This is a genomic window from Pseudomonas ceruminis, assembly GCF_021602025.1.
GTDB classification, from domain to species: Bacteria; Pseudomonadota; Gammaproteobacteria; order Pseudomonadales; family Pseudomonadaceae; genus Aquipseudomonas; species Aquipseudomonas ceruminis.
In genome coordinates, this window is the sequence record NZ_BQHW01000051.1 from 1 (window position 1) to 20,626 (window position 20,626).

The 20,626-nt window shown below is 53.9% G+C and carries 15 protein-coding genes and 1 pseudogene; 6 read left to right on the plus strand and 10 right to left on the minus strand.

Annotation, left to right across the window (positions count from 1 at the left end; all coding sequences use genetic code 11):
• On the plus strand, positions 1-109 hold a 109-nt coding region (locus L6D80_RS29300; protein ID WP_135192744.1), incomplete at its 5' end, for an IS3 family transposase.
• Positions 102-827, plus strand: a complete 726-nt coding sequence (locus tag L6D80_RS29305) for a hypothetical protein (RefSeq protein WP_009681864.1) — start codon at positions 102-104, stop codon at positions 825-827. The genes L6D80_RS29300 and L6D80_RS29305, both read left to right, overlap by 8 nt.
• 259 nt (positions 828-1,086) lie before the next feature.
• Here L6D80_RS29305 and L6D80_RS29310 read toward each other — a convergent pair.
• The 6 genes and pseudogenes from L6D80_RS29310 to L6D80_RS29335 form a co-directional block, all read right to left on the minus strand.
• A pseudogene (locus L6D80_RS29310) lies at positions 1,087-1,455 on the minus strand (IS66 family transposase); the annotation flags it as partial.
• A gap of 223 nt (positions 1,456-1,678) precedes the next feature.
• A complete protein-coding gene (locus L6D80_RS29315; protein ID WP_033690117.1) occupies positions 1,679-3,919 on the minus strand; it encodes a DEAD/DEAH box helicase in 2,241 nt (746 codons plus the stop codon).
• Entirely contained in the window at positions 3,894-5,189 is a 1,296-nt protein-coding gene (locus L6D80_RS29320; RefSeq protein WP_009681866.1) for an ATP-binding protein, read from the minus strand. Before L6D80_RS29320 ends, L6D80_RS29315 begins: the two co-directional genes overlap by 26 nt.
• Positions 5,186-7,606: a tellurite resistance TerB family protein gene (locus L6D80_RS29325; protein ID WP_009681867.1), complete on the minus strand. Its 2,421-nt coding sequence runs from the start codon at positions 7,604-7,606 to the stop codon at positions 5,186-5,188. The genes L6D80_RS29320 and L6D80_RS29325 overlap by 4 nt, the downstream gene beginning before the upstream one ends.
• A gap of 122 nt (positions 7,607-7,728) precedes the next feature.
• On the minus strand, positions 7,729-8,490 hold the full coding sequence (locus tag L6D80_RS29330) for an SIR2 family NAD-dependent protein deacylase (protein ID WP_033690120.1): 762 nt from the start codon (positions 8,488-8,490) through the stop codon (positions 7,729-7,731).
• Between the two features lie 150 nt (positions 8,491-8,640).
• Entirely contained in the window at positions 8,641-9,102 is a 462-nt protein-coding gene (locus L6D80_RS29335) for a hypothetical protein (protein ID WP_172828431.1), read from the minus strand.
• 142 nt (positions 9,103-9,244) lie between these two features.
• On the opposite strand from L6D80_RS29335, the gene L6D80_RS29340 reads away from it, so the two are divergent.
• Entirely contained in the window at positions 9,245-9,520 is a 276-nt protein-coding gene (locus tag L6D80_RS29340) for a helix-turn-helix domain-containing protein (RefSeq protein ID WP_016487079.1), read from the plus strand.
• A 351-nt stretch (positions 9,521-9,871) separates the two neighbouring features.
• On the opposite strand, the gene L6D80_RS29345 is transcribed toward L6D80_RS29340, so the two are convergent.
• The 3 genes from L6D80_RS29345 to L6D80_RS29355 form a co-directional block, all read right to left on the minus strand.
• Positions 9,872-10,312 carry a hypothetical protein gene (locus tag L6D80_RS29345; RefSeq protein WP_009681872.1) on the minus strand — a complete coding sequence of 147 codons (441 nt, stop codon included), beginning with the start codon at positions 10,310-10,312 and terminating at the stop codon, positions 9,872-9,874.
• Positions 10,313-10,430: 118 nt separating this feature from the next.
• A complete protein-coding gene (locus L6D80_RS29350) occupies positions 10,431-10,742 on the minus strand; it encodes a hypothetical protein (RefSeq protein ID WP_009681873.1) in 312 nt (103 codons plus the stop codon).
• Positions 10,743-10,815: 73 nt separating this feature from the next.
• Positions 10,816-12,096 carry a tyrosine-type recombinase/integrase gene (locus L6D80_RS29355; protein ID WP_047149825.1) on the minus strand — a complete coding sequence of 427 codons (1,281 nt, stop codon included), beginning with the start codon at positions 12,094-12,096 and terminating at the stop codon, positions 10,816-10,818.
• 1,874 nt (positions 12,097-13,970) lie between these two features.
• On the opposite strand from L6D80_RS29355, the gene L6D80_RS29360 reads away from it, so the two are divergent.
• Both L6D80_RS29360 and L6D80_RS29365 read left to right on the plus strand, forming a co-directional pair.
• Positions 13,971-14,591 (plus strand): hypothetical protein, encoded by a 621-nt coding sequence (locus L6D80_RS29360; RefSeq protein ID WP_308700616.1) that lies wholly within the window; start codon positions 13,971-13,973, stop codon positions 14,589-14,591.
• Positions 14,592-14,729: 138 nt separating this feature from the next.
• Positions 14,730-18,326 carry an SIR2 family protein gene (locus L6D80_RS29365; protein ID WP_176516803.1) on the plus strand — a complete coding sequence of 1,199 codons (3,597 nt, stop codon included), beginning with the start codon at positions 14,730-14,732 and terminating at the stop codon, positions 18,324-18,326.
• A gap of 322 nt (positions 18,327-18,648) precedes the next feature.
• On the opposite strand, the gene L6D80_RS29370 is transcribed toward L6D80_RS29365, so the two are convergent.
• Positions 18,649-20,286, minus strand: coding sequence for an ATP-binding protein (locus L6D80_RS29370; RefSeq protein WP_223849154.1), 1,638 nt, complete (start codon positions 20,284-20,286; stop codon positions 18,649-18,651).
• A 257-nt stretch (positions 20,287-20,543) separates the two neighbouring features.
• On the opposite strand from L6D80_RS29370, the gene L6D80_RS29375 reads away from it, so the two are divergent.
• The coding region (locus L6D80_RS29375) for a helix-turn-helix domain-containing protein (RefSeq protein WP_143510986.1) at positions 20,544-20,626 on the plus strand (83 nt) is incomplete at its 3' end.

The window sequence follows — 20,626 nt, forward strand, 5'->3', positions numbered from 1 at the left end:
CGATTACATCGAGATGTTCTATAACCCAAAACGTCGACACAGCAGTGCTATGCAGCTGTCTCCAGTAGAGTATGAGAAACGCTATTTCCTGAGCTTGGAGAGTGTCTAGGAAACCAGGGGCGATTCAGATCGCCAATAACCAGGAGATCACATTCCCGGACTATCTAGCTCGGTTTGCTCCGTTCAGCAATGAGTCCAAGCTCAAGACTTGGTTGATCAAACAAGGTTTTGAGGTCGTTTCAATACCTAAAAACACCGTATTTTCAGAGCTCTACAGCATCATGGAACGGGCGTATGCCAATTCCCTGTCTCATGGTAAAACGCCTTTGCTGATTGAGCATGATGCTATTCAGGTCTCCGTGCTCAGTAGCGAATTTGAAAAGGGCGAAAAATCTATTTTCGTGACAGCAGATCGGCGGCTAAAAAATGTGTTGGTTAACACAAAATATCATGATTCTGCTGAACTCATGATTAGCCACGTCGGCTTGATACAGTTTATTGAAGTAATGCTTGGAGGGATTCAGCAAGGCGTCGGTCTCGCGCAGCTGATATGGAGCTCCAAAGTTTCGGAGCGGGCGCATGCTGTGCGATCTTATTTCACGTCCAAAGCGTTGCAGCAATACGACGCAAGCATGTTAATGACGATGCCCGAAATCATCGATAAATTTGCTGACTTCGCGCATGCTGAGTTGGATAAGGCTGGCGAGAACTTAGACATTGACGATCCGACTAAGCGGGTCAAGGCCTTTAAGGCTCTGGGTATACTCGAAAAGCGATATTTTGAGAGTATGAAAGCCGCGATGAAAAATGTGGATCAAGCTGAATGAAACCCCTTTGTAATCGGCCTGAATGACCGCCATTGGCAGATTGTTGCCCTTCGTGAAGGGCAGCTTCGGGTCGGGAGGTGCCCTCTAGGTAGGGCAATCGGTGGCAGCAGCAGGGCGGTACTGACCCATATCAATATCCACGCCGCAAAGGCGTCAGTAAGCGCTTCGGCTGCCACGGTAGTGGCGTGAGCCAGCGAGTCCGCCCCAACGGCACTCCCAAGGCCAGATAACGTTCGCTTATCAGACCTAATATGAGTGGGTTCCAGTCGCCCAAGAAGTTGCGCGCGTGTTCGCCAGCGCGACTTGGGCTAAAGTCGAGCGTCAAGATCGACGTAGTGCTGTAGGACCAGACGTAGGCCCGATGGGCTTTCTTTTCGCCCGGCGCAAGCATTTGCACGGGCGTTTCATCAGCTTGAATCACGCTCTGCTTCAGCACAGGTTCACTCAGCGCATCGACCAGCGGCCGGAATTGCACGTCAGTTTGCCCAACCCACTGGGCTATGGTCGAGAAAGCGATTGCCAGCTCGATGCGGCCAAAAATTTTCTCCTACCGGTACAGCGGCAAGTGATCGGCAAACTTGGCCACCATTACGTGGACCAGCAAGCCTGGAGTCGGGATACTTGCGTCGGGTCTTTGCTACAGGCTGGAAGTGTCCGTCAGGGGCCAAAACAGCAGGCACAAAAAAACCACCCAGGAGGTGGCTTTTATGTGCTTTCGCATATCCCAAGGCGAAATCAGCTACCGTGCTGACTCCTAACCAAGTGGTGTATGAAGAGATCGTAGATGATTTCGATTCATCCAACAAGGCCTAAATCCTAGGAGAGGAGACGCCATGGGCGCTAGCCTCGCCCTACGCCTCTTCGCCAAGAAGTCGTGCTGTTAAAACCGCGGCCTGGAGATCAAGATGGCTCGAGGCAAATGACTTCATTAGGAGCGAGCGGGGAAGGGCCCAATCCCATTTCTCTCGGATCATGTTTTCTACGCTCTCCAAGATGGGCTCTACATTTGAAATATCCATTTGACCGACCACGCGCAACGCTCGCAACGTATCCTCTTCACTGAATGCAACTTCCAGGAAGAGCCCTGTGTTTTCACAGTGAATGCCCACATGCCGGAGCAGCAAGGCCAGCGCATCGTTGGTGTAGTCCCCTCGCCAGGTCGCCACGTAGCTGACACTGGCGGAGCCAACAATTGCCGTGCTACCCAATCCGAGGGCACGGAAGTTACTCCGAGCCTCCTCCAGAAGGACTTGAGCGTGCTTGTCCAGGAAAGGACAGGGGGTGGTTTCCATCAGCACGTTTCGCATTTCAAGCCTGACGCGATCATCCACCTGCGCACCTAGCCCATCAAACTGAGGGGGCTCGCCGCCCCGCGCCGGCGTGACTACGATCATCTTCGCTTCCAGGTCGACACTCTGAACCTGCCAACGTCTGCCGCCGAAAATGATGCGTTGCCCCTTGGTCAGGGGTTTGCTGACGGGCAGCGAGCCAAGTGGCTTGCCATCCCTGAGTAAACGAAACTCTTCATCGCTCGTGAATGCAGTGTAGAACTCATAATGGTTGATCAATCGCTCCCCGAGTTCGCCTGGCAGCAGAAGTCCTGAGCTGTCCTGGACGATCAGCTCTTTCTCACCCATACCTTTCAGCAAAGACAGAAAATCAGGCTTGGTGACGCTCGCAAAACTGCCGCTTGCTATGAGATTTCCCCATAATTGCGCTGCCGAGGCACCGCCGAGCTGAGCAATTGACGACAAGCACTGCTGCACCAGTGTCGAGGCGTGCAAGCCTCCCGACCGAGGTGGTTCAAACCATCCACCGATCAGCAAGCGGATCATAGCGACCGTTTGGACAAGGCCCTCACGCAACTGATCGGAGAGATCAGACTGATCCGTTAAGGGGCGCTCTCGGCAGTACGCCCTGAGCATTGCAGGCTCACCGGGTCGACGACCCGAGCGGCCAAGCCGTTGCCTGAGACTTGCCACAGAGGGTGGGGAACCGATCTGTGCGACCGTCCGGATGTTACCGATGTCGATACCCAGCTCCAAGGTAGTAGTGCATACGGCAGAAGCAGGAGGATCTCCCGCCTTCAACGCGCGCTCGGCATCCTGGCGCAGTTCCTTGGACAAGCTACCGTGGTGCGGCCAGAACTCGTTTGGCACGCCATCGTTATCGCACAGTGAGCGCAGTCGGTCGGCAAACCATTCAACCTCTTGGCGCCTGTTGGGGAAGATCAGGTTGTTGTGCCCTCTCAGCACCTTGTACAGATGGCCTGCAATTGCCACCTTGGTGCCAGAGGTCTCCTCCTGTTCGTCGCCTTCATCTGTTGACGATTTCCCAGGGTATTCCGCCACCACCTGTTGCATCGGCTGTTCAAGGTAGCCGCGGACTTGCACCTGGAGTTCTTGGTTAGAGGATTTCGACTCAATGATGGTGATGTCATCCGGGCGAACCGGCCTCAGAAACTTCCGGGCCAGCGACATCTCCCCAAGCGTCGCGGAAAGTCCTACGCGAGGCAGCGCCCTGCCTACGACGATCTCAACCCGTTCCATGAGCGATTGCAGTTGCTTACCGCGCTCACTGCCAATGAAGGCATGAAGCTCATCGATGACGATGTAGCGCAGGTTCTGAAAAGCCCCGGGCAAACTTGAGCCCCTGTTTACGAAGAGGGCTTCGAGGGACTCCGGCGTGATCAGCAAGATGCCCTCAGGTGATTTCAGGAACCGTTGTTTCTTGCTTGCTGCCACATCACCATGCCAGGCAACGACGGGGAGCTCTAGCCGCTCGCACAGCCGGCTGAGCCTGTCCCATTGGTCATTGATCAGTGCCTTGAGTGGGCTGATATATAGCACTGCGCCGGCGGGCTCGCGGTCGTTGAGCAGGTTGGTCAGGATAGGGAGGAATGCGGCCTCCGTTTTGCCTGCTGCGGTAGACGCTGCAATGATCACATCGCGATCAGCGCCCACCAACGCTGGTACCGCCCACTCTTGGGCATCACGTAACGACGTCCACCCCTGTGACCAGACCCATTGCTGAACCTCGGGATGAAGACGCTCAAACGAAGAAGAGTCAGAGCTTGAAGCTGGCGAGCTCATCGTCGGCCTCAACTTCAAGATCCTGTTGGCCAGCCTCATCCTTGGCCAGTTCCACCGCGCCCAGCAAGGTGCGCCAGTCCGCTGTAGGGTTCTGCTCGATGACCGCGAGCAGGTTGATGAAAGCGGTAATGGTCGTGCGCGGCGTCCGGAAATAGGCCTCGCCCAAGCGCTGGTTGCAGTGCGCCATAAACGCTGGGATGGCTTCGTCCGGCAGCAAGAACTTCTCAGCTTCGCCGAAGGCATAGACATTGCGCAGCTTCTGCAGCAGCACGTAGAAGTCTTCAGGGGTCAGGCTGCTGAGCCGAATGACAGGCCCAGAAAGGTCAACCAGTCCAGACTTCGCAAAGCTGTTTTCTGCGAGACGCGATTGCAGGGCAGGGTAGCTGTAGAGCCCCCGACGCGTGTCCATCAGAAACTCTGGCGTGCCGCCCAGCACAAAGCCCAGGCCTTCAGCCGAGCCCTGCAACGAATCATTGAGGATCCGAAGAATCTGTTCGTAGTTGGCATTCCGGGCCTGAGTGTTCGCCAGTTTGTACAGGTTGACTAACTCATCCAGGCACACCATCAGTCCGCCGAAGCCAGCCAGACGCACGAACCGCGACAGCAATTTCAATTGATCGTAAACGGAGGCATCGTCGACGATCGTGCGGACGCCTAGCGCAGCGCGGGCATCGGTCTTGGTGGAAAATTCCCCGCGCAGCCAGCGGATGGCATCAGCCTTAAGCTGTTCATTGCCTTCCTCGAAACCGCGGCAATAGGCAGCAATGACGTCGGCAAAGTCATAACCGTTGACCATTTCGGTGAGCTCCGCCAGGTACTCACGAATGACGACCTCGCTCTCAACACCTTTAGCCTTGGCTTCCGTTTTAGCCTGGGAAATGAATTTCTCAACGATACCCTGGAGCGCGCCGCCATCGGGTTTGGTGCGCGTGGCCATGTTCTTGGCCAGTTCGGAGTAAAGGGATCGCGCCTGACCACCCGAAGCATGAAGACGACGGTCCGGATTCAAATCAGCGTGCATGGTGACGAGCTTGCGCTCCATTGCGATGCCGCGAACCAGGTTGAGGAAGAAGGTTTTACCCGCGCCATACTCGCCAACGACGACGCGGAATGCGGAGCCGCCATCTGCGAGACGATCCACATCCTTGAGCAGCGAGTCGAGTTCACCCGCCCGACCTACCTGGATCAGGTGCTGCCCTACACGGGGCACAACACCCGCACGCAGCGATTGAATGACCGCGTCGCGATCCTTGGCTCGTATCTTACTCATAGGGCTAATTCATCCAGAATTTCGGGGTTGATTTCGATGGGATCATCGCCTTCAGTCACGGGCATGTCGAACAGCTCAAATGCTGTGTCGTTGATCCGTTCCAGGGCGCCATCCAGCATCAATTCCATATCACTGGCTGCGTCTTCCAGCTCAGCGCGGCTCCATTCAGTCCGAGAAACCAACAGGCGGAGGAAGGCAGAATGCTCGACGTCCAAACCATGAACGGTAGCAAGCTGTTCGGCGCTACTGCCCTCCTGATCTTGAAGCGTTTCTGGTGCCGAGGCGCCAGATGTTTCGGGGGGAGACTCTTCATTGAAGACGCTGGCCAGAAGCGCCGACACCTCTGCCGTTTCTTGTTGCAGACGAGCGACCTTGCTCATGTCCAGTGCGAAGCCTGAACCCATGCCTTCTGACGCCTCCGTCGCAGTCGCCGGCGCGACAGTCGAAGGCATTGCCTCCATGACCTGGGAAGGGCGAACGGCTGCACTATGGAGATCGCTGTAGACGAACTGCGGATCGAGAGCGAGCGATTTGTACACGCGCTCAAGCAGCTTCACTTCCTGCGGCGTCACCTCGCCATCCGCATGTGCCAGGTGGGCCAGGAAGCTGGCAATTTTCCGTTTGGCCTCGAGGGTCAAGGGCTCAAGCTTCTTCTTGAGGCTTGCCAGCGTGGGCGGTTGCTTCAGCTGAATTTGGAGGTGCGCTTTCAGGCGTTTGCGATGCGCGATGCAGAGGTGATCCCACGAGTCAATGTGGCCTGAGAGCAGACTTACTTCTTCAAGCGAGGTGTCACCGTCTGCTGCAGCGACTGCACTGGCCAGGTCTAACGTCACTGCTGCGGCGCTGTAGGCATCGGTAGAGCGAAGCGTGCCTTCGTCAGAGTCCGCCGCGAACAGCGCGATGGTGTCTTCAGACTTGGGGGTGCGGCTGCCAGACAGGACGTCGGGTTCCAATCCGATCCGCTTGCTCTCCAACGCCCGGGCAAGGGCGATCACTTTGTCACGGGAAAGCGCGCCGGCCGATTTGAATCGACCTGCCAGCTCTCCGAAACTCATGCAGATGGTTTCGCCCCCGACGCGTTGCTCCAACTGTTCGAGCTCTGCTTTTGCCTCAATAGGCCAGAGTTCGGTTGGCAACTGCAGGATGGCTTCCAGGCTATCTCCGGCGTCTGGATTACGCCCTAGGTACCGACTGAAAGCGTCGAGTACGGAGGTGCAGTCCTCGACAATGACCTGCAGCTTGTTACGCGTTCCTGAGGTCGCCGCGACATCAGGAAGGTCACCTACGGCTACTGCCGGAATATTCAATCCGGCAGTAGCGGGTCGATAGGCGACCTTCAGCTTGGTCTTGTTCTGAGGCAGCACAATGCCGCTGGGATAGCGCTTCGCGAATTCGTGTTTGAAGAGCGCTGCGAATTGCTCGGGACACCGCGTCACAGGTGTGCGCCTGGAGATGTTGGGCTCTGCAAGCGCCCAGGCCAATGCCCAGCTCGAATTAAGCGGATACTTGTCCACGGCCATCTGTCCCAGCGCAACGCGCAGGGACATAGGTAGCTCATACCCATCTGCGGGGCTGGCGCCGGGCTCGCTTAGGTAGCTCTGAGGCTGAACAGCGCCCGCGTCGATATGGGCGAGGAAACGGGTAGCGTAACCGCGGAAAGAATTGTTATCGCCGTAAAGACCAAGTAAACGCTCGACCTCGGCCTTGATGGCCGGGATTTCTGCCTTGGCCTGAGGGTCGGTCGGTGCATCGATCAGCGCACGGCGTTCAAGCCCATAGAAAAACAGGAACACGTAACCCGCATCAGCAGGCTGGCGACGACCTCCTGCCAACCATTGCAGGTACGCTCGCCGCGCCTCGGGCGTGATGCTCCGGTAGCTTGGCCAGTACGGCATCTGTCGCTCGGTGAGGTTCATCGGTGAGCGCGCGACACGGAGCGTGGCGTCGATCAGGGACGGTTCAGTTTGGCCAAATTGAGTCGCCCGCTCGGTGATGTAAAGCAGTCCGCCGGGGATGGCCAACCCAGCCACGTTAACGGACTCATTTTCAGCCAGCCAACGAACCCCCGCGGGCTTGGCACTTGGCTTTGGAATGGCGTAACTCTGACTGTCGCTGGAGGAGCCGACCTGGACAGTATGGAAGTCTGGTTCGCGGGTACTGGTGCTGAACTGGACAGTGACACTGGGGGACGTTGCGTGTCGAGACACCGCAGCGATCTCGACAGAAAAGTCATCTTCAGGAACGTAAGGCTTTGCCCGGGTGGCACGTCTGACGGCCCATATCAATACGCCTATGCCCAAGACGACCCCAATGGCAATCCACACCTGTTTAGGGATCTGTGCCAAGAGGGCAATAACAAATAACAGGGCGTACAGAGCGATCGACCCGCCGCCGCTCCCTTTGCGCTTCCGTGGCATATGAGTGTTCCGTACATTTGGTAATGGCCAAATGACATTCTCACGGATTTTTTAAGGCCCGCCAAGTGGAACAGACGAAGGGAGAGCTTGGACGAAATAAACACTGGCAGCGCTGCGATAACTCAGTCGTTCAGCGCCAGAGCAACCAGATCGGGCAGTATTTTCTCAGCGGGGCCAATCAGCATGATCTCTTTCGGCCCATTCATGGATACATCTAGGGTATTGACGTGTATCACCACTGCACCAGACGCCAACGCCATTTCTGGTAAGTCAGCAGCGGGCCGGACCACGCCGGAAGTCCCGATAGAAAGCATGACATTACACTGTCGTGCTGTTCGACTGGCGGTTTTCCATGCGCCTGGCGGAAGATCCTCACCAAACCACACCACAGCTGGACGTAAGCGACCGTTGCACCGTCGGCAGCGGGGCGGTTCTATCAATGCGCCTTCCGCTGGAAAGCTCGGAAATTCAAGCGATCCCGCGACAGAGCGATGACAGCTGAAACACTTGGGAAGCGTCAGGCTGCCATGGAGATGAAGCACGTCCTGATTGCCCGCCCGCTCGTGCAGATCATCAACATTCTGAGTAACCACAGTGACACTCCGACCGCTGCCAGATAACCGGTGGATCGCCTGATGTGCCGCATTGGGCAGAGCTTGCATGACCTGCTGGCGACGCCATAGGTACCAGCCCCAAACCAGCGCCGGGTTTTCGCGAAATGCCTTCGCGGTTTCTAACCGTTGAGGGTCTTGGCGCTCCCACAACCCGGTTAGTCGGTCACGAAAAGTCGGAATGCCGCTGCCGGCAGAAACGCCAGCGCCGGTAAACACCATGATATGTTGCGCATCCCGCAATGCGTCTGCGGCTTTTGCTAGGGTGTCCATGAGTACTCATCTTCCTAACGTGGGGCAGGGAAGGCTGCCAGGAGAGCGGCCGCGGGTGGCATCGGATCAGTGAACAACCAATTCGGGGGCCTCGCGCCGAAAAAACATGTGTGGACGCTTCACCGTTCAACGACGGTGTGCGTTCCTACATCAAAAGTGCGCGTACAACTGCGGTTCGTCAGCAGACTTAGGTTGAGGGGCCGCGCTGGTGATTCGCGCTTTCAGGTTTCGCGCTGAGTACAACGCGTGTGACCGTTTCCGCAGGCGTAAATCGAGGTCACCTAATTTGTAGGTGGCCACCGCAGTCTCGTAAATCACTGCGCTTTGCGAGGACTCAAGCCCACGGTGAATCACAATCTTACGAAGCTCTTCCAGACTCCAGTGCGGACGTCCGGTGATGGAAGGAGGGCATAGCATTTGTACCTGCGCGATCTCGACGCCCGTTGCCTGGGACAGGAAGACGTTGAGTTCGTAGGCATCTTCAACCACAGCTGCTCGCTCGCTCTCACCGTTGAAAAGCGGCCGCAAGGTTACCCAAAAGCACATCCCTTCAATTTCACAATAGGAACCCGTACGGACAGTACGGGTGTGAGATTCGGACAAATAGATCAAAACGGGCTCCACTGAGCGCTGCATACCCCTAGGCGACCAGTCACCAGGGCTGGAAAACTCAAATTATCCCACAATGAACACTATAGATTGTAGCCCTATCGTGTTCGATAGCGCTTCATCATTCCTTTTATGAGGAATGATGATGGAAATCCGTGAATCCCTGGGTGAGGCACTGCGGCGCATGCGCATTTCGCACGATCTGACCCAGGAAGATTTCGCCGTAGTCAGTAGTCGAACCTACGTAAGCTCCCTCGAACGAGGACTCAAGTCGCCGACCATCCAAAAAATTGAAGAGCTGGCCGGCCGCATGGGTGTCCACCCACTCAGCCTCATCGTATCTGCGTATCTTATCCAAGACCCGGAGGTGAGCTTCGACGGGCTGATCAAACAGGTGAAAAAAGAGGCGCTCAAGCCTTGACCGTCGATTCAGCGCCCAAAATGAGCGCTATAGTGTTCATGTCGTCCTGGATCGACTACCATCGCTGCTCACTGAAACCCGCTTCGGGGAGCAGCGTAGCTATGCGTAGATCATTCCATGGCTAAGGTGGCCCCTTCTACATCCAAAATGCCTATGGCCACCGCCGCTGCTCCCCGTTTTTCAATTGGCCTGTACAGGACACCGTGTCGAGAATCGTGGAAGATTCCTGACTAGCACTGCCGAAGACTGCCGGCCGGAAGCCTGAATGGAGGAGGGCGTCGCTAAATAAAGCGGTTTTGTCTCTTGGGTATAGCGAGCGAGGCGCGGCGATGGGCCTAGCTACGAGCAGCGCTAACCATGCAAGGCCCCATCTATCTCGTACTGTGCGGCTTGAACCACCGCGTCGGGGTCGGACGATATGATGTCCTTCGGCAGCTTACCGCCCAAATACGAATTGGATGATTCGAACCATAACGCCATGCCCCAGCCATTCAGCCTGGTGGCCAGCACAGCGATGACGCGCTGTATTCCCCGGGCCGCAATGGCCAAGGCGCATGCATCGATGGCAAAACGTGGAAAGTACTCCACGCCCTCGTAGTTGATAGAGAAGATTGCACCGTCTAAATACCGGCCAGGAGCGCCGGCGCTGAGTTGCTCTGCTAACTCCGGCAGCAGCGCATTTAGCTCAGGCCAGGTCAGCCAATCTCCGCTGGCCATGACTCTGGATTGTGCCTTGGACTGGAAAATCGCCTCTCGACCGGCAACATTCCTCGCCTTTCGAATTTCGCTCATCTGCGAGACCCTCCTTAAGAATTAGGGGGTAGGGGATGCCAGCAGCCAGTTCTGAGCTGCCCGCTGAGAGATAGACCACCACTAATTCGGATCCACCGGCTGACTAATGGTCGACCAGTCAACGGCGGCCCGCGTCCTGGAAGTAGTCGTCCTGGGCGACCAAGCCCAAATCACCGCTCTCAGCCTTCGGCTCATCACTGAACAGCTGTTGAACACGTCGCTCTTGCTTCACGTACGCCAGGGTCTGGAAAAAGCAGTGCTCACAGAGGTGTACCTCGAATCGCTGGCCGTCGTGTTCGCTGCCATACCCCCAGTGGGCTTGTAGGGTTCCATACTGATAAATGCCCGCAGCCAGGCGCGTAGAATTCCCGCAGACGTCACACATGATATCGGTTATGCACTCAATCTCGACCAGCCCGGTAATTTTCACTGTGAATTCCTAGAAAATGGATTCGTGCCATGTTGGAGGGCAGGCTGGCGATCGGCGACCAAGTGATTCGAGTTCAACCGCGGTCACGCATGCCAATGCGCTTGACCGAATGTGCGCGCTCCTGATCATGCGAGTGATAATAGGTGTTCTGGGTCGTACTGAGGTTGCTGTGACGCAAGTCTTCCTGCAGGTCCTTAGGATTTCGCAGCGGCGCGTCAAAGGTGGCCGAGGTGTGACGTAGCCAGTGCGCAGACGCACAGCGCAGACTTTCCATCTCGTGGTTCGCGCGGCCTTCGCTGCGCATCTTCTCTACGGCTTTATCAAACACGGTTTGGAGGAGGGCGCGGATCTGTCGATCAGACAAACCGGCGCGGCCGTTGAGCGTCGTGATCAGAGGCGTAGTTTCTCCTGGATGAGGTAACTCGGGAAGTCCCAGGAATCGCCGATAACGTTTCAAATAGCGCTCTACGTAGATATCCCGCACGGCAATCTTCGCCGCCTTGTTGCCTTTACCCACCGCGAAGTACCACCAATTGCCTTCATCATCCAAGCGGAAGTCACCCATTGTGGGTTTCCAGTTTTTACGACCGGAGAGATCTGAAACCCGCAGGTACATGGCGAACAGCGTAGCAACAATAAATAATGTTCGCTCATGCCGCTCCGGTTCGGCGTTCGCCATTGCTTCAACGGTATCCAGCACAAAGTCCCACTGCAACGGCGTAAGTGCCCGCGAAGAAGTAACTCCCAGCGCTTCCGTGGAGAATCGATTGCCTTTTTTAAGGAGCCGAAAGGGGTTCGTCTGAGCAAAGCCATCTTCAACAAGAAACTCATAGAAGCGACTGCAGACCGTATACACCTGATTCAACGTGCCATTCGCAGCATGATACTCCGGGGTGCTGGGAGTTTCTGCAGCGATCACTTTGCGGGACTTGCTATTAAACGGATGCCATTTGGGGTTGGGGATGTAGGCCTCGCGGGCATCGAGCGCGTGCGGGTTACTGACGAACCGGCTGCGGGTCACCGGACCCATCCAGTCATCTGGCGGGTTTCGACAGAAGTTCAGATAGTCTTGGGCATCCTGGCGTTTGAGTTGATTCAGCGGTTTGCCTTGGACCAGCAGCGCCCACAGCAGTAAGCGCTCGGTATGACTGCGGTACGAGTTGAACGTCTGGGCGTTGTCGGAAAAGGCGCGCAGAAACGAACGTACCGCGGCGTAGCCGCGGTCAGCCTCCAGTGCGGCGTTACACTCGCCCAGAAAGGCGCCGACGCAGGCCAGCGGTGAGCCGTGCAAACTGAAGTCCTGCTCGATGAAGTTATCGTGGGTTTCGAACAAGGGTTGGGGTGCGCGCGCCATGAAGTACCAGCCAGAATTTTGAATACAATAGACTTCCAGTTATGACAGTAATCGGAAGTTTCAACCTTTTGCGAAGAAAAAGCGTCGAATGACTGATGGTAACGACAAGCCTAGCTAGGCGCAACATGAGAGTGCCGTGACTGGATCAATGACAGATGTCTTGCGCGCTCCTTCAGGTTCAGGCAAATGCGCTCATCAAGCGCTCTTAAATTTGGATACTTCCCTATACTCCCTAACTGATATAAAAGCTGCACAAACATCCTTAAAGCCATACTTGAACGCAGCAGCGGTGCTGGTGGAAAGTCGCCTCATTACTTCCAAGGCGTGGGAAAGTCGCCTTATTGATTCCAAAACCTGGGAAAGTCGCCTCAATCTGTTGCACGAGCGCGGGAGAGTCGCCTCAATCTTGCATTCTGAAGGGAGGATTTTTCGTCGATTCACGACGCTTACTCCGAAGAGTGGGAAAAACTCCTCATTAATTGCCAACGCTAAAAGGTTTAGGAATCGATGTCTGACTCAAAAAATTGGGCACTTTGGCTTCAGATGATGAGGCTGAGCAGCACAGATGTCGCTTTAATTCGCAGGGCATTGCCTTAATGGTCGATTTTATTCAATCAGATCAATGGGTTAAGCATGACTAATGATGAGTCGCCTCATTTAGCGATAGCCTCAGGAAAAGTTCCGAAATTCCGAAGTCGCGAGGTGGCTTATGAACATATCGGACATAGCATCCAGTTTAACATAATATGCATTATGCGCAGGTTCGTACAGAGATACGCACCCATGAGTAGTATGGCCTTAAGGGCTAATGCTCAAGGCCCCTTTGAACTCTGCGAAATTTCGGGTGCAAATATTTCTAGGCTACCAGGTGGCTTGCAAGGCCTGTGCTAGAGCGATCTTGACGAGTTTCACTTTTAGCCCTCAAATGGGCCGCTTGCTGCGGGCAAGCCGCGCCCGTAGAAAAAATGGCCGTCCCAGATCGTTTTGGGATCACGGTTTTTTTGAATCGTGAGGAAAATGACTAGTTAGGCGAACCTCTGCTAGTGATAACCACTCAATTGAAACGTTGGAAAAAGGTCTACGGGCTTGTGTGTTATCGGAAGTAGTCACTAGGTGCGTTGGGCTACTAAGCAACGCAATGCCCGTGCTAGATGCGGCACCTTGTTTTTTAATTCGTTGGAAAAAGCATAAAAAATGGTAACAAATTGGACTGGTGCTCGACTTCATCAGGAATTGGGGCTTCACACAGTCGGTATGCTCAGAATCATGCCTATTCTTGAGTGGCGAATTTTTCTTGAAGCGGCGATCTTCGAGATAAATCCATACCAACTCTGACAAGTAGAGAAGTATTTTGCGTGTCGAATCAGTGGAAAATCTTGAAATCACGAGTACTTTTCTTCTGTAAAAGCTGGTGCAACCTTGTATTTGAACGTTGATTCCGCACGTTTAACCGGTGGAAAAACACGGAACTCTTCAATCCACCGGAATCTGGCCGTTTGTGCAATCGGCACGAGGGCCTTCGCTACCTCCAAGGATGTCCATAAAGCCTCACGGGCCATCTGTACTCGCAGATGGAGAGCATCTCTAAATGGGTTTCCTTCAGATCATATCGATACCTGCTTGCTCTTAATTGCGGGCTAGAAATCCTCCTCGCATAAAGGATCAGGGGTGCGGTTTGCAATTGCCATCGACTCTGATACCCTCCACTTCTCCTCTTTGCCATCCTGCGAAAGATTAACTAAACTAAATATTCATTTAGTTGAGTTAATCGAATGGCTTCGATCTTCTCAAAAAAATGGCTATGCACTCCCCTCAATATCCGATAACTCCCAGACCCGGATATTGCAAATTCCCAGCGCCATCCTTTGTTCAGGTTGTCCCATGTCATCGTCTCCACCTTCAACTCCTACCGCACGCATGTCGAGCGTTTGCTGCTCTGGTCGCTACTGGTGGCTGAAAACCCCCTGCTGGCCTTGCGGCGCAGCGATGCCGAAGCCTTTATGGAGTTCTGTCTCAAGCCTGCGCCATCCTGGGTGGGTCCCGTGGTGAAGTCGCGATTCCTGCGAAAGGGCAACAAGGCGGCGAAGATCAGCGTTCGCGACGAATATGTAAATTGCTACCTGACGCGCTATCGGCGGCACCTGGGGCTGTCTCCCCTGCCCTTGCCTCATGAAATCCATCCGCTGCTGTCCACGCTGCACGGCCGCAGTGGCTTGTCCAGTCGCCACCTGCGCCTGCTGGTTCAGCAGGTCTTTGATCGAGCGCTGTTTAAAATGACGGCTGAGGGTCGTCATGAGGACGAGATCGATAACCTGCGGTCCGCGTCACTGCACTGGCTGCGCCACACCTCCGCGACATTCGACGCACCGTTCCGAGAAATGAAGGACCTCCAGGCGGACTTGCGTCACAACAGCCTGAGCACTACGCAGAACACCTACTACAACTCCCTGGACGAGCAGCGAGCGCATTCGGTGAAGTACCTCAAGCTTCGCTAAAGCTCATACCTCTGCGCTCTGGTCTGCGAGTTACTGGAGAAAACGCCACATGGGCAACGTCTGGAGTGCGACGTGAGGGTCGAGTATGATGGCCTAACGCTATCGCACTAGTTACTTGCCTCGGATGGACGTTCGTTTATGGAAATTGCTGAACAAAAAGTAGTCGCGCTCCAGGATTATCCTGCGCTGAAGAAGCTGGCAGGCGTATTGTGGCGACAGGACGCATCGTATCGAGGTGCTGCGGTGATGGTCGGTGCCGGGTTTAGCCGATGCGCAGCACAAAGTGGCGACAGCACACGCCTGATGCCGCTTTGGATGGATTTCTCACGAAAATTGGCCACAGAACTGGACCCTGGTGACCCGAATTTAGCGTACCTCGACCCTCTGCGCCTGGCTGAGTTGTACAAGGCGCAATTCGGACAGCAAACACTCAATGACCTCATCAGAGCGGAAATTGATGACTCTGCATGGTCACCGGGTGACTTGCACACCAAGCTGTTGCAGCTGCCCTGGTCCGATGTGTTGACGACTAATTGGGATACGCTTCTTGAGCGCGCCAGTGAACGAGTTCACGTACCCATTTACAGTACCGTGACTAAGCAAACCGACTTGGCCGCCGTTTCTCCCCCCCGAATTACCAAGCTTCATGGTACGGTTAATACCACCGAAGAACTCATATTCACTCAGGAAGACTACCGGCGCTACCCTGAAACCCATGCCGCCTTCGTCAATTTTTCTCGCCAGGTGTTCATCGAGAACGAGCTATGTCTGCTCGGCTTTTCCGGTGAGGACCCTAATTTCTTGCAGTGGACCGGCTGGGTTCGCGACCATTTGCAGAGTCAGTCGCGCAGAGTGTACCTGGTAGGTGCTCTAAACCTTTCAGCCGCGAAGAGGAAATATCTCGAATCCATTAACGTCGCGCCCATCGACCTATGGGATGCTGTTAAACATCTGGACGACGCTGGTCTTAGACACCTCCAAGCTACAGAACTTTTTATCCAAACACTGAATAATCTCAAGCCGGTACACGCCTCTGAATGGAGGCCGCAATCGATTGAAAATCTTACCCTCACAGAGGCCGCATCGGTGATGGAGGCTGATCGGAAAAGTTATCCTGGCTGGATGGTTTGTCCGTATGGGTTACGATTTTTCCTTCAGAGCCAATACAGGGGCATGAGCATAACCCCTAGTACTTTGGGGGCGTGTTCGGTGGAGCTGCGAGAAAAGGTCCTCTACGAAGTTTCTTGGCGATATGCAGTTACTTTTGACGCGGTTCCTGGTTGGTTGTTACAGCAACTCCTCGCTGTCATTGATGAGCCCGTAGCACTCACAATAAAGCAACAACTGGAAATCGCCTTGGTGTTGCTTAACACTGCTCGCTGGTCTATCGGTGGGCTGCAAGAGCAAAGACAGTTCGAAGCCCAAATCATTGCGCATATTGAAGAGCGAGTTCAGTTTTGGCCGGAGGCCGCGGCGGAGGTTGCCTACTTCAAGGTTAATCGCGCCAGGCTCAATCTGAATTTTGAAGAGATGGAAGGCGAAGCCTCTCACCTGCCAGAACATACACCGGAATGGAAGCTTAAAAAGTCGGGCGTTCTCGCTGAGCTGGGAGAGACTGAGCGAGCAGTAAAGTTGATTCAGGACAGCCATGCCATACTAATCGACCAATATAGAAAAAGTCCAAACTCTGTACAAATTTTATCGAGACTTGCATGGGCCGACCTTTTGGTTAAAGTGTTTGACATGAGGAGTTCCGGTAAGTCAAACACCGTACCTAAAAGCATTTTGTCAAAATGGAAATGTGATCCGTGGGATGAGATTGAATACCTGAAGGAAACAGTTAGAACTCGACTGGATAAAAATGATGAAAAATCTTCGGTTGAACCATATTTCCAAGTGGGGAAATATAAGGACAACTCCAAGACTATACGGCTTAGCAACGAAGTTCACGTGCTCTTGATCGCAGATGGATTGATGCGTTCCACAGGTATTCTTCCAATTTATGAAGGCGTGAATATATTCTCAACCCAGTACGAGAAAATTGCTTTTTTGGATGAGTTGACACAGTACGATTGTATGAGGCATTCGCTGCGCTTTGCAACAGTTGATACCTCGCCTCACCTGAATCGCATGTTCTCACGGGTAAATGTGGCTGCCGCTCCAGCGGAGACAATTCATGAAATGAAGCAACTGTGCAGGGGTGCCATCAAGCACTTCTTGAATAGATATTATGCCAGGCAAGTCAGCTCGGAGTTCGCCCTTTCAAAGCTGAGAGTCATGTTTGAAGCCTACGCCCGGCTGGTCGTCAGATCCACGGCAGACGAAGCTAAAGAGGTCTTCCGCTTCGCGATTGGTCTAAAAGAACATAGAGTTGTCCGACATTTTTGGATATGCAGGGCCTATGGGCACCTACTGAATTACTCGTTGGAGAGCATCCCCTACAGTCAGCAGAGCGAATTGCTGGAAGAAATTCTTATGTTTCCGCTGGCAAGTGAAGTAGGTCATGCTGAATGGCCTGAGTTGACTGCACACCATCCGGGCCCAAGAAATTACAATCCGAGAATCGCGTTGAGAATCTACGAGATGATTGAGTCTATTGCGAAGACCTCTATCAAACCTCGCCCATTGATAACTCGCCCGATTGAGGGGGTTCCGGCAGAAATGTTGGAGCAGCTTAACCAGGCGAGTTCCATACCCAATATTAGCACCGCAACAATTGCACGTCTTCTGCCGCTAGTTACAAAGGGTTTTACGACTGAAAAGGAAAATGAAAATCTGGTCAGGGCGATCTATGGTGCTGAGTTGCAATCTAATACATTGCCGCACTCCAGTATTAACCCTCACATATTCAGTCTTCTACCATCACCTGATCGAGAAGCGACTGACCAGGTCATTAAGGAATATTTGTATCGGAGTCCCTTGTCACTGGAAGTTAGCGACCTCCGTAAGCTGCTATGGGCATCGCAAGCGCAAGGGTGTGGCAATAGGTTAGCCCCCACTCCTGAGCAGGCGCTCGCGTGCTTCAATGAGTTGGTTGTCTGGAGGCAGCCAGATGATGACGGTTCAACCCTGGTACATATGTTTTCTGACCCATATGAATCAGGTCCACTGATTGCGGAGGTCCTTGCATGGAGCGTACTACCTTGGCTCAAAAAAGAGCAGGTGACACCCGAATTGGTGGGGCAATTTAGAGAATTCGCGTCGCAGGATAGCTTCCCCGCGACGCCGTTGGCCTTGTGTTATATCGCACAGCATCTTCCAGAGTTGAGGCATGATCTGGACAGATCGATCAGGCAGGGCCTTCGAGATGAGGACGTAACCAAGGTTGGTTACGCTGCTCGCGCGGTTAGCAAGGCAAAAGAATTGGGTATCGATGAAACAGCTGAAAAATTCATACCTCGATTAACTTCTCTCATTGAGTCTGGAAGACCGACTGTAATTCGACCCTTGCTGGTTGTGGTTCGTCAGCTGCTCATCCAATCTTGGATTTCTGACGACGACGTTGGAGTTTTGGCAGAATGCCTCCCCGATCTATTCAAGAGCACCTCTTACGTCGCCGATTACTCTGTGGCGAAAGAGGCAGTATTTATTTCGGCAACTAGATCCGAATGTGCAAAATTGGCGAAGGCGATCGTAACGCGCATTGGCAGCGGACACTACCCAGATCTAGAGTCTCTTTTAGCAGAGGCGAAAAACGATCCATTACCTGAGGTGAAACTGCTTGAGGAGGCCTGATATCAATACCCACGACCAAATGATTCATCGACTATGATTTGATCTTTATCGGAGGGGCCTTTCGTTCCAGCAGGGATGAAGGCCCAACTTATAAAAAAGGCAACGACTGAGGCGCTGGCACCACCTAGCACTTCCTTGAGGTGGGTCGTGTCAGTTGGCCTAAGCCGTCACCTTCGCGTCGATCTGCTCTCGCGATACCTCCGGCCTTCAGGCATTCACCGGAGTACGCTCAAGCTGCCATTCTATTTGGCGACGCGCAGTGGAGATGACATCGGTAAACAATAAATGAGTAACGTTCGGTTCGACTTGACCAGTAGGGAAGTCATCTACTTTCCCCCCCAATAACTACTACTCGAATTGGCTTAGCGGTATAGCCTTTAAGGTGATGACGGTATCTGGTTGCCTGCTGATAGTCATCATAGGTAAGTGGATGTGCTGGCCGTTTGAACTCAATTAGCAGGAATTCTCCTGTTAAGCTCTCATTCAATAGTAAGTCTGGGCGTGTTGCTGCATCGCGTCCGTTATAGGTCTGGTTCAGCAGTTCCTCAACTTGCCGCTTGAGCGTGATGTTCGAACTGAACACGGTGAAGGCAGCGCCAAGGATCCATAGGTTGTACTCGATCGCACGGTGGACAGTAATTTCCAGGCACGATTTGTCCTTGATCAGCTGCTCCAACTCATCGAGGAACTGCAACCGAGCTTTAGCTTGATCAACAAGGATGGCCATATCAGCCAGTCCAAAACGCTCCAAGGCATCAGCCAGGTTGCTGATGTCTCCTCGACTCGCCTCCGCCAAATGTTCCATGATCAAGCGGTACTCGCTGCGCTCTACCGCCTCCAGCACCACATGAGCGAGCGCCTGCACCTTATGGGCGGGCTCGTCGTAGTACTTTTTCAAGACTTTTTTGATAGCCCGATCAGCATACTCTCGCTTGTGCTGTGGCAGTTTTTGTAGCCGTTCATCCATCGCTTTCTTCAAGCGAGCATGCGCCATCCGCATCTCCATGCCGTGTGTCGCCCTCAAAGCCTGAAGCAGAGACTCCCGTACAAATGCGACGACCTGGACATATCCCTCACTATTTTCGATAACTGAATCCCAGCCCGCAGTGACGTACTTCATGATCCCGTCAGCTTCAACCTGGCCATAGAGCTTCTTAAGGAGGCGAGCCGGGACTTCATCGCTGTTTTCAAGACCGAAATACCAAGGTTTTCCAACCGCCTTGCCATCTACTAGCAGGGTGATCCCTGGACGACGCAATCCGCTCTTTTTGCTGCTGATGGTGAAACGCAGAACAATGTCGCCAGCTTCAGGCACAGTTGCTGACAACTCCTGGAAATCACCATCAAGGTCATCAATATCTAGGGGCTTGCCGTTGATGATGATCTTGAAGTCTTTTTGCTGCCCGTACTCCATGATCAACTCTTGACGGAGCTTGTCAGCGTTTGGGTATCGGAGGCCCTGCCGAAGGTGTGTGAGTGTCACAGAAGTACCATGGTCGTCCGCCTCGCAGTCCCTGACATCGAGTGGCAATGCCAGACTCTCGATAGCGGAAGCTGAGTTGAGGTCTTCAACGTTGAGCGTGAACGCTATATGGACGCCACGCGCCTTGGTACTGACTGTCATCGTGGATGCACACATCAATCCAGCGAATTTACCGATGCCTTTTTTGCCTTTGATTTGCCGGCGTAGCTTACGCGTACGACCACCCGCCCTCACCCGTCGATCAGACGCGATCTTCATGTATTGAAATTCGAGTTCCTGCCGGGTCATACCGTTGCCATCGTCCTGTACAACGATCGGAGCGTCACTCAAAGGCGCCGGCAGGCTGATCGTCACCTGATGCGCATCTGCATCCCAAGCGTTGTCGATCAGCTCCTTGAGTGCTTTTTCGGTGGTGGAGTAATCTTGACCAAGCAGGGTCGCCAACCTTGGGTCGACCTGAAAATTCGCCTGTTGCATTCCCTTGTCCATTTTGGAAGGTTAACGGTCCGAGCACTCCTCCAGCACTTTTCTGGCGTGCAAGCATGATGGCCAAATAATGGCCATTGCGAGATATGTTAGCGACGACGGTCTCGGTATACTAGTAGCAGTCTGTGGGTGGATTACGCGTTAGTTTTCAGAACTAAATAGCTGTGGAGTACAAATGTACTACTGCCAAATCTCTAGTAGCTCGGCGGTCTCAGTGACCAAGTGCAACACCCGAGGTAAGGTGCTGCATGACTACTCACTACACCCACTTGACCATCGAAGAGCGCGTAACGCTAATGATCATGCGTATGCAAGGCGCCTCGCTGCGAGC

Coding starts and splice junctions, on each gene's coding strand:
- L6D80_RS29315 (WP_033690117.1), bottom strand. CDS start 3,919: ATGAGCTCGCCAGCTTCAAGCTCTGACTCTTCTTCGTTTGAGCGTCTT.
- L6D80_RS29320 (WP_009681866.1), bottom strand. CDS start 5,189: ATGAGTAAGATACGAGCCAAGGATCGCGACGCGGTCATTCAATCGCTG.
- L6D80_RS29325 (WP_009681867.1), bottom strand. CDS start 7,606: ATGCCACGGAAGCGCAAAGGGAGCGGCGGCGGGTCGATCGCTCTGTAC.
- L6D80_RS29330 (WP_033690120.1), bottom strand. CDS start 8,490: ATGGACACCCTAGCAAAAGCCGCAGACGCATTGCGGGATGCGCAACAT.
- L6D80_RS29340 (WP_016487079.1), top strand. CDS start 9,245: ATGGAAATCCGTGAATCCCTGGGTGAGGCACTGCGGCGCATGCGCATT.
- L6D80_RS29345 (WP_009681872.1), bottom strand. CDS start 10,312: ATGAGCGAAATTCGAAAGGCGAGGAATGTTGCCGGTCGAGAGGCGATT.
- L6D80_RS29355 (WP_047149825.1), bottom strand. CDS start 12,096: ATGGCGCGCGCACCCCAACCCTTGTTCGAAACCCACGATAACTTCATC.
- L6D80_RS29365 (WP_176516803.1), top strand. CDS start 14,730: ATGGAAATTGCTGAACAAAAAGTAGTCGCGCTCCAGGATTATCCTGCG.
- L6D80_RS29370 (WP_223849154.1), bottom strand. CDS start 20,286: ATGCAACAGGCGAATTTTCAGGTCGACCCAAGGTTGGCGACCCTGCTT.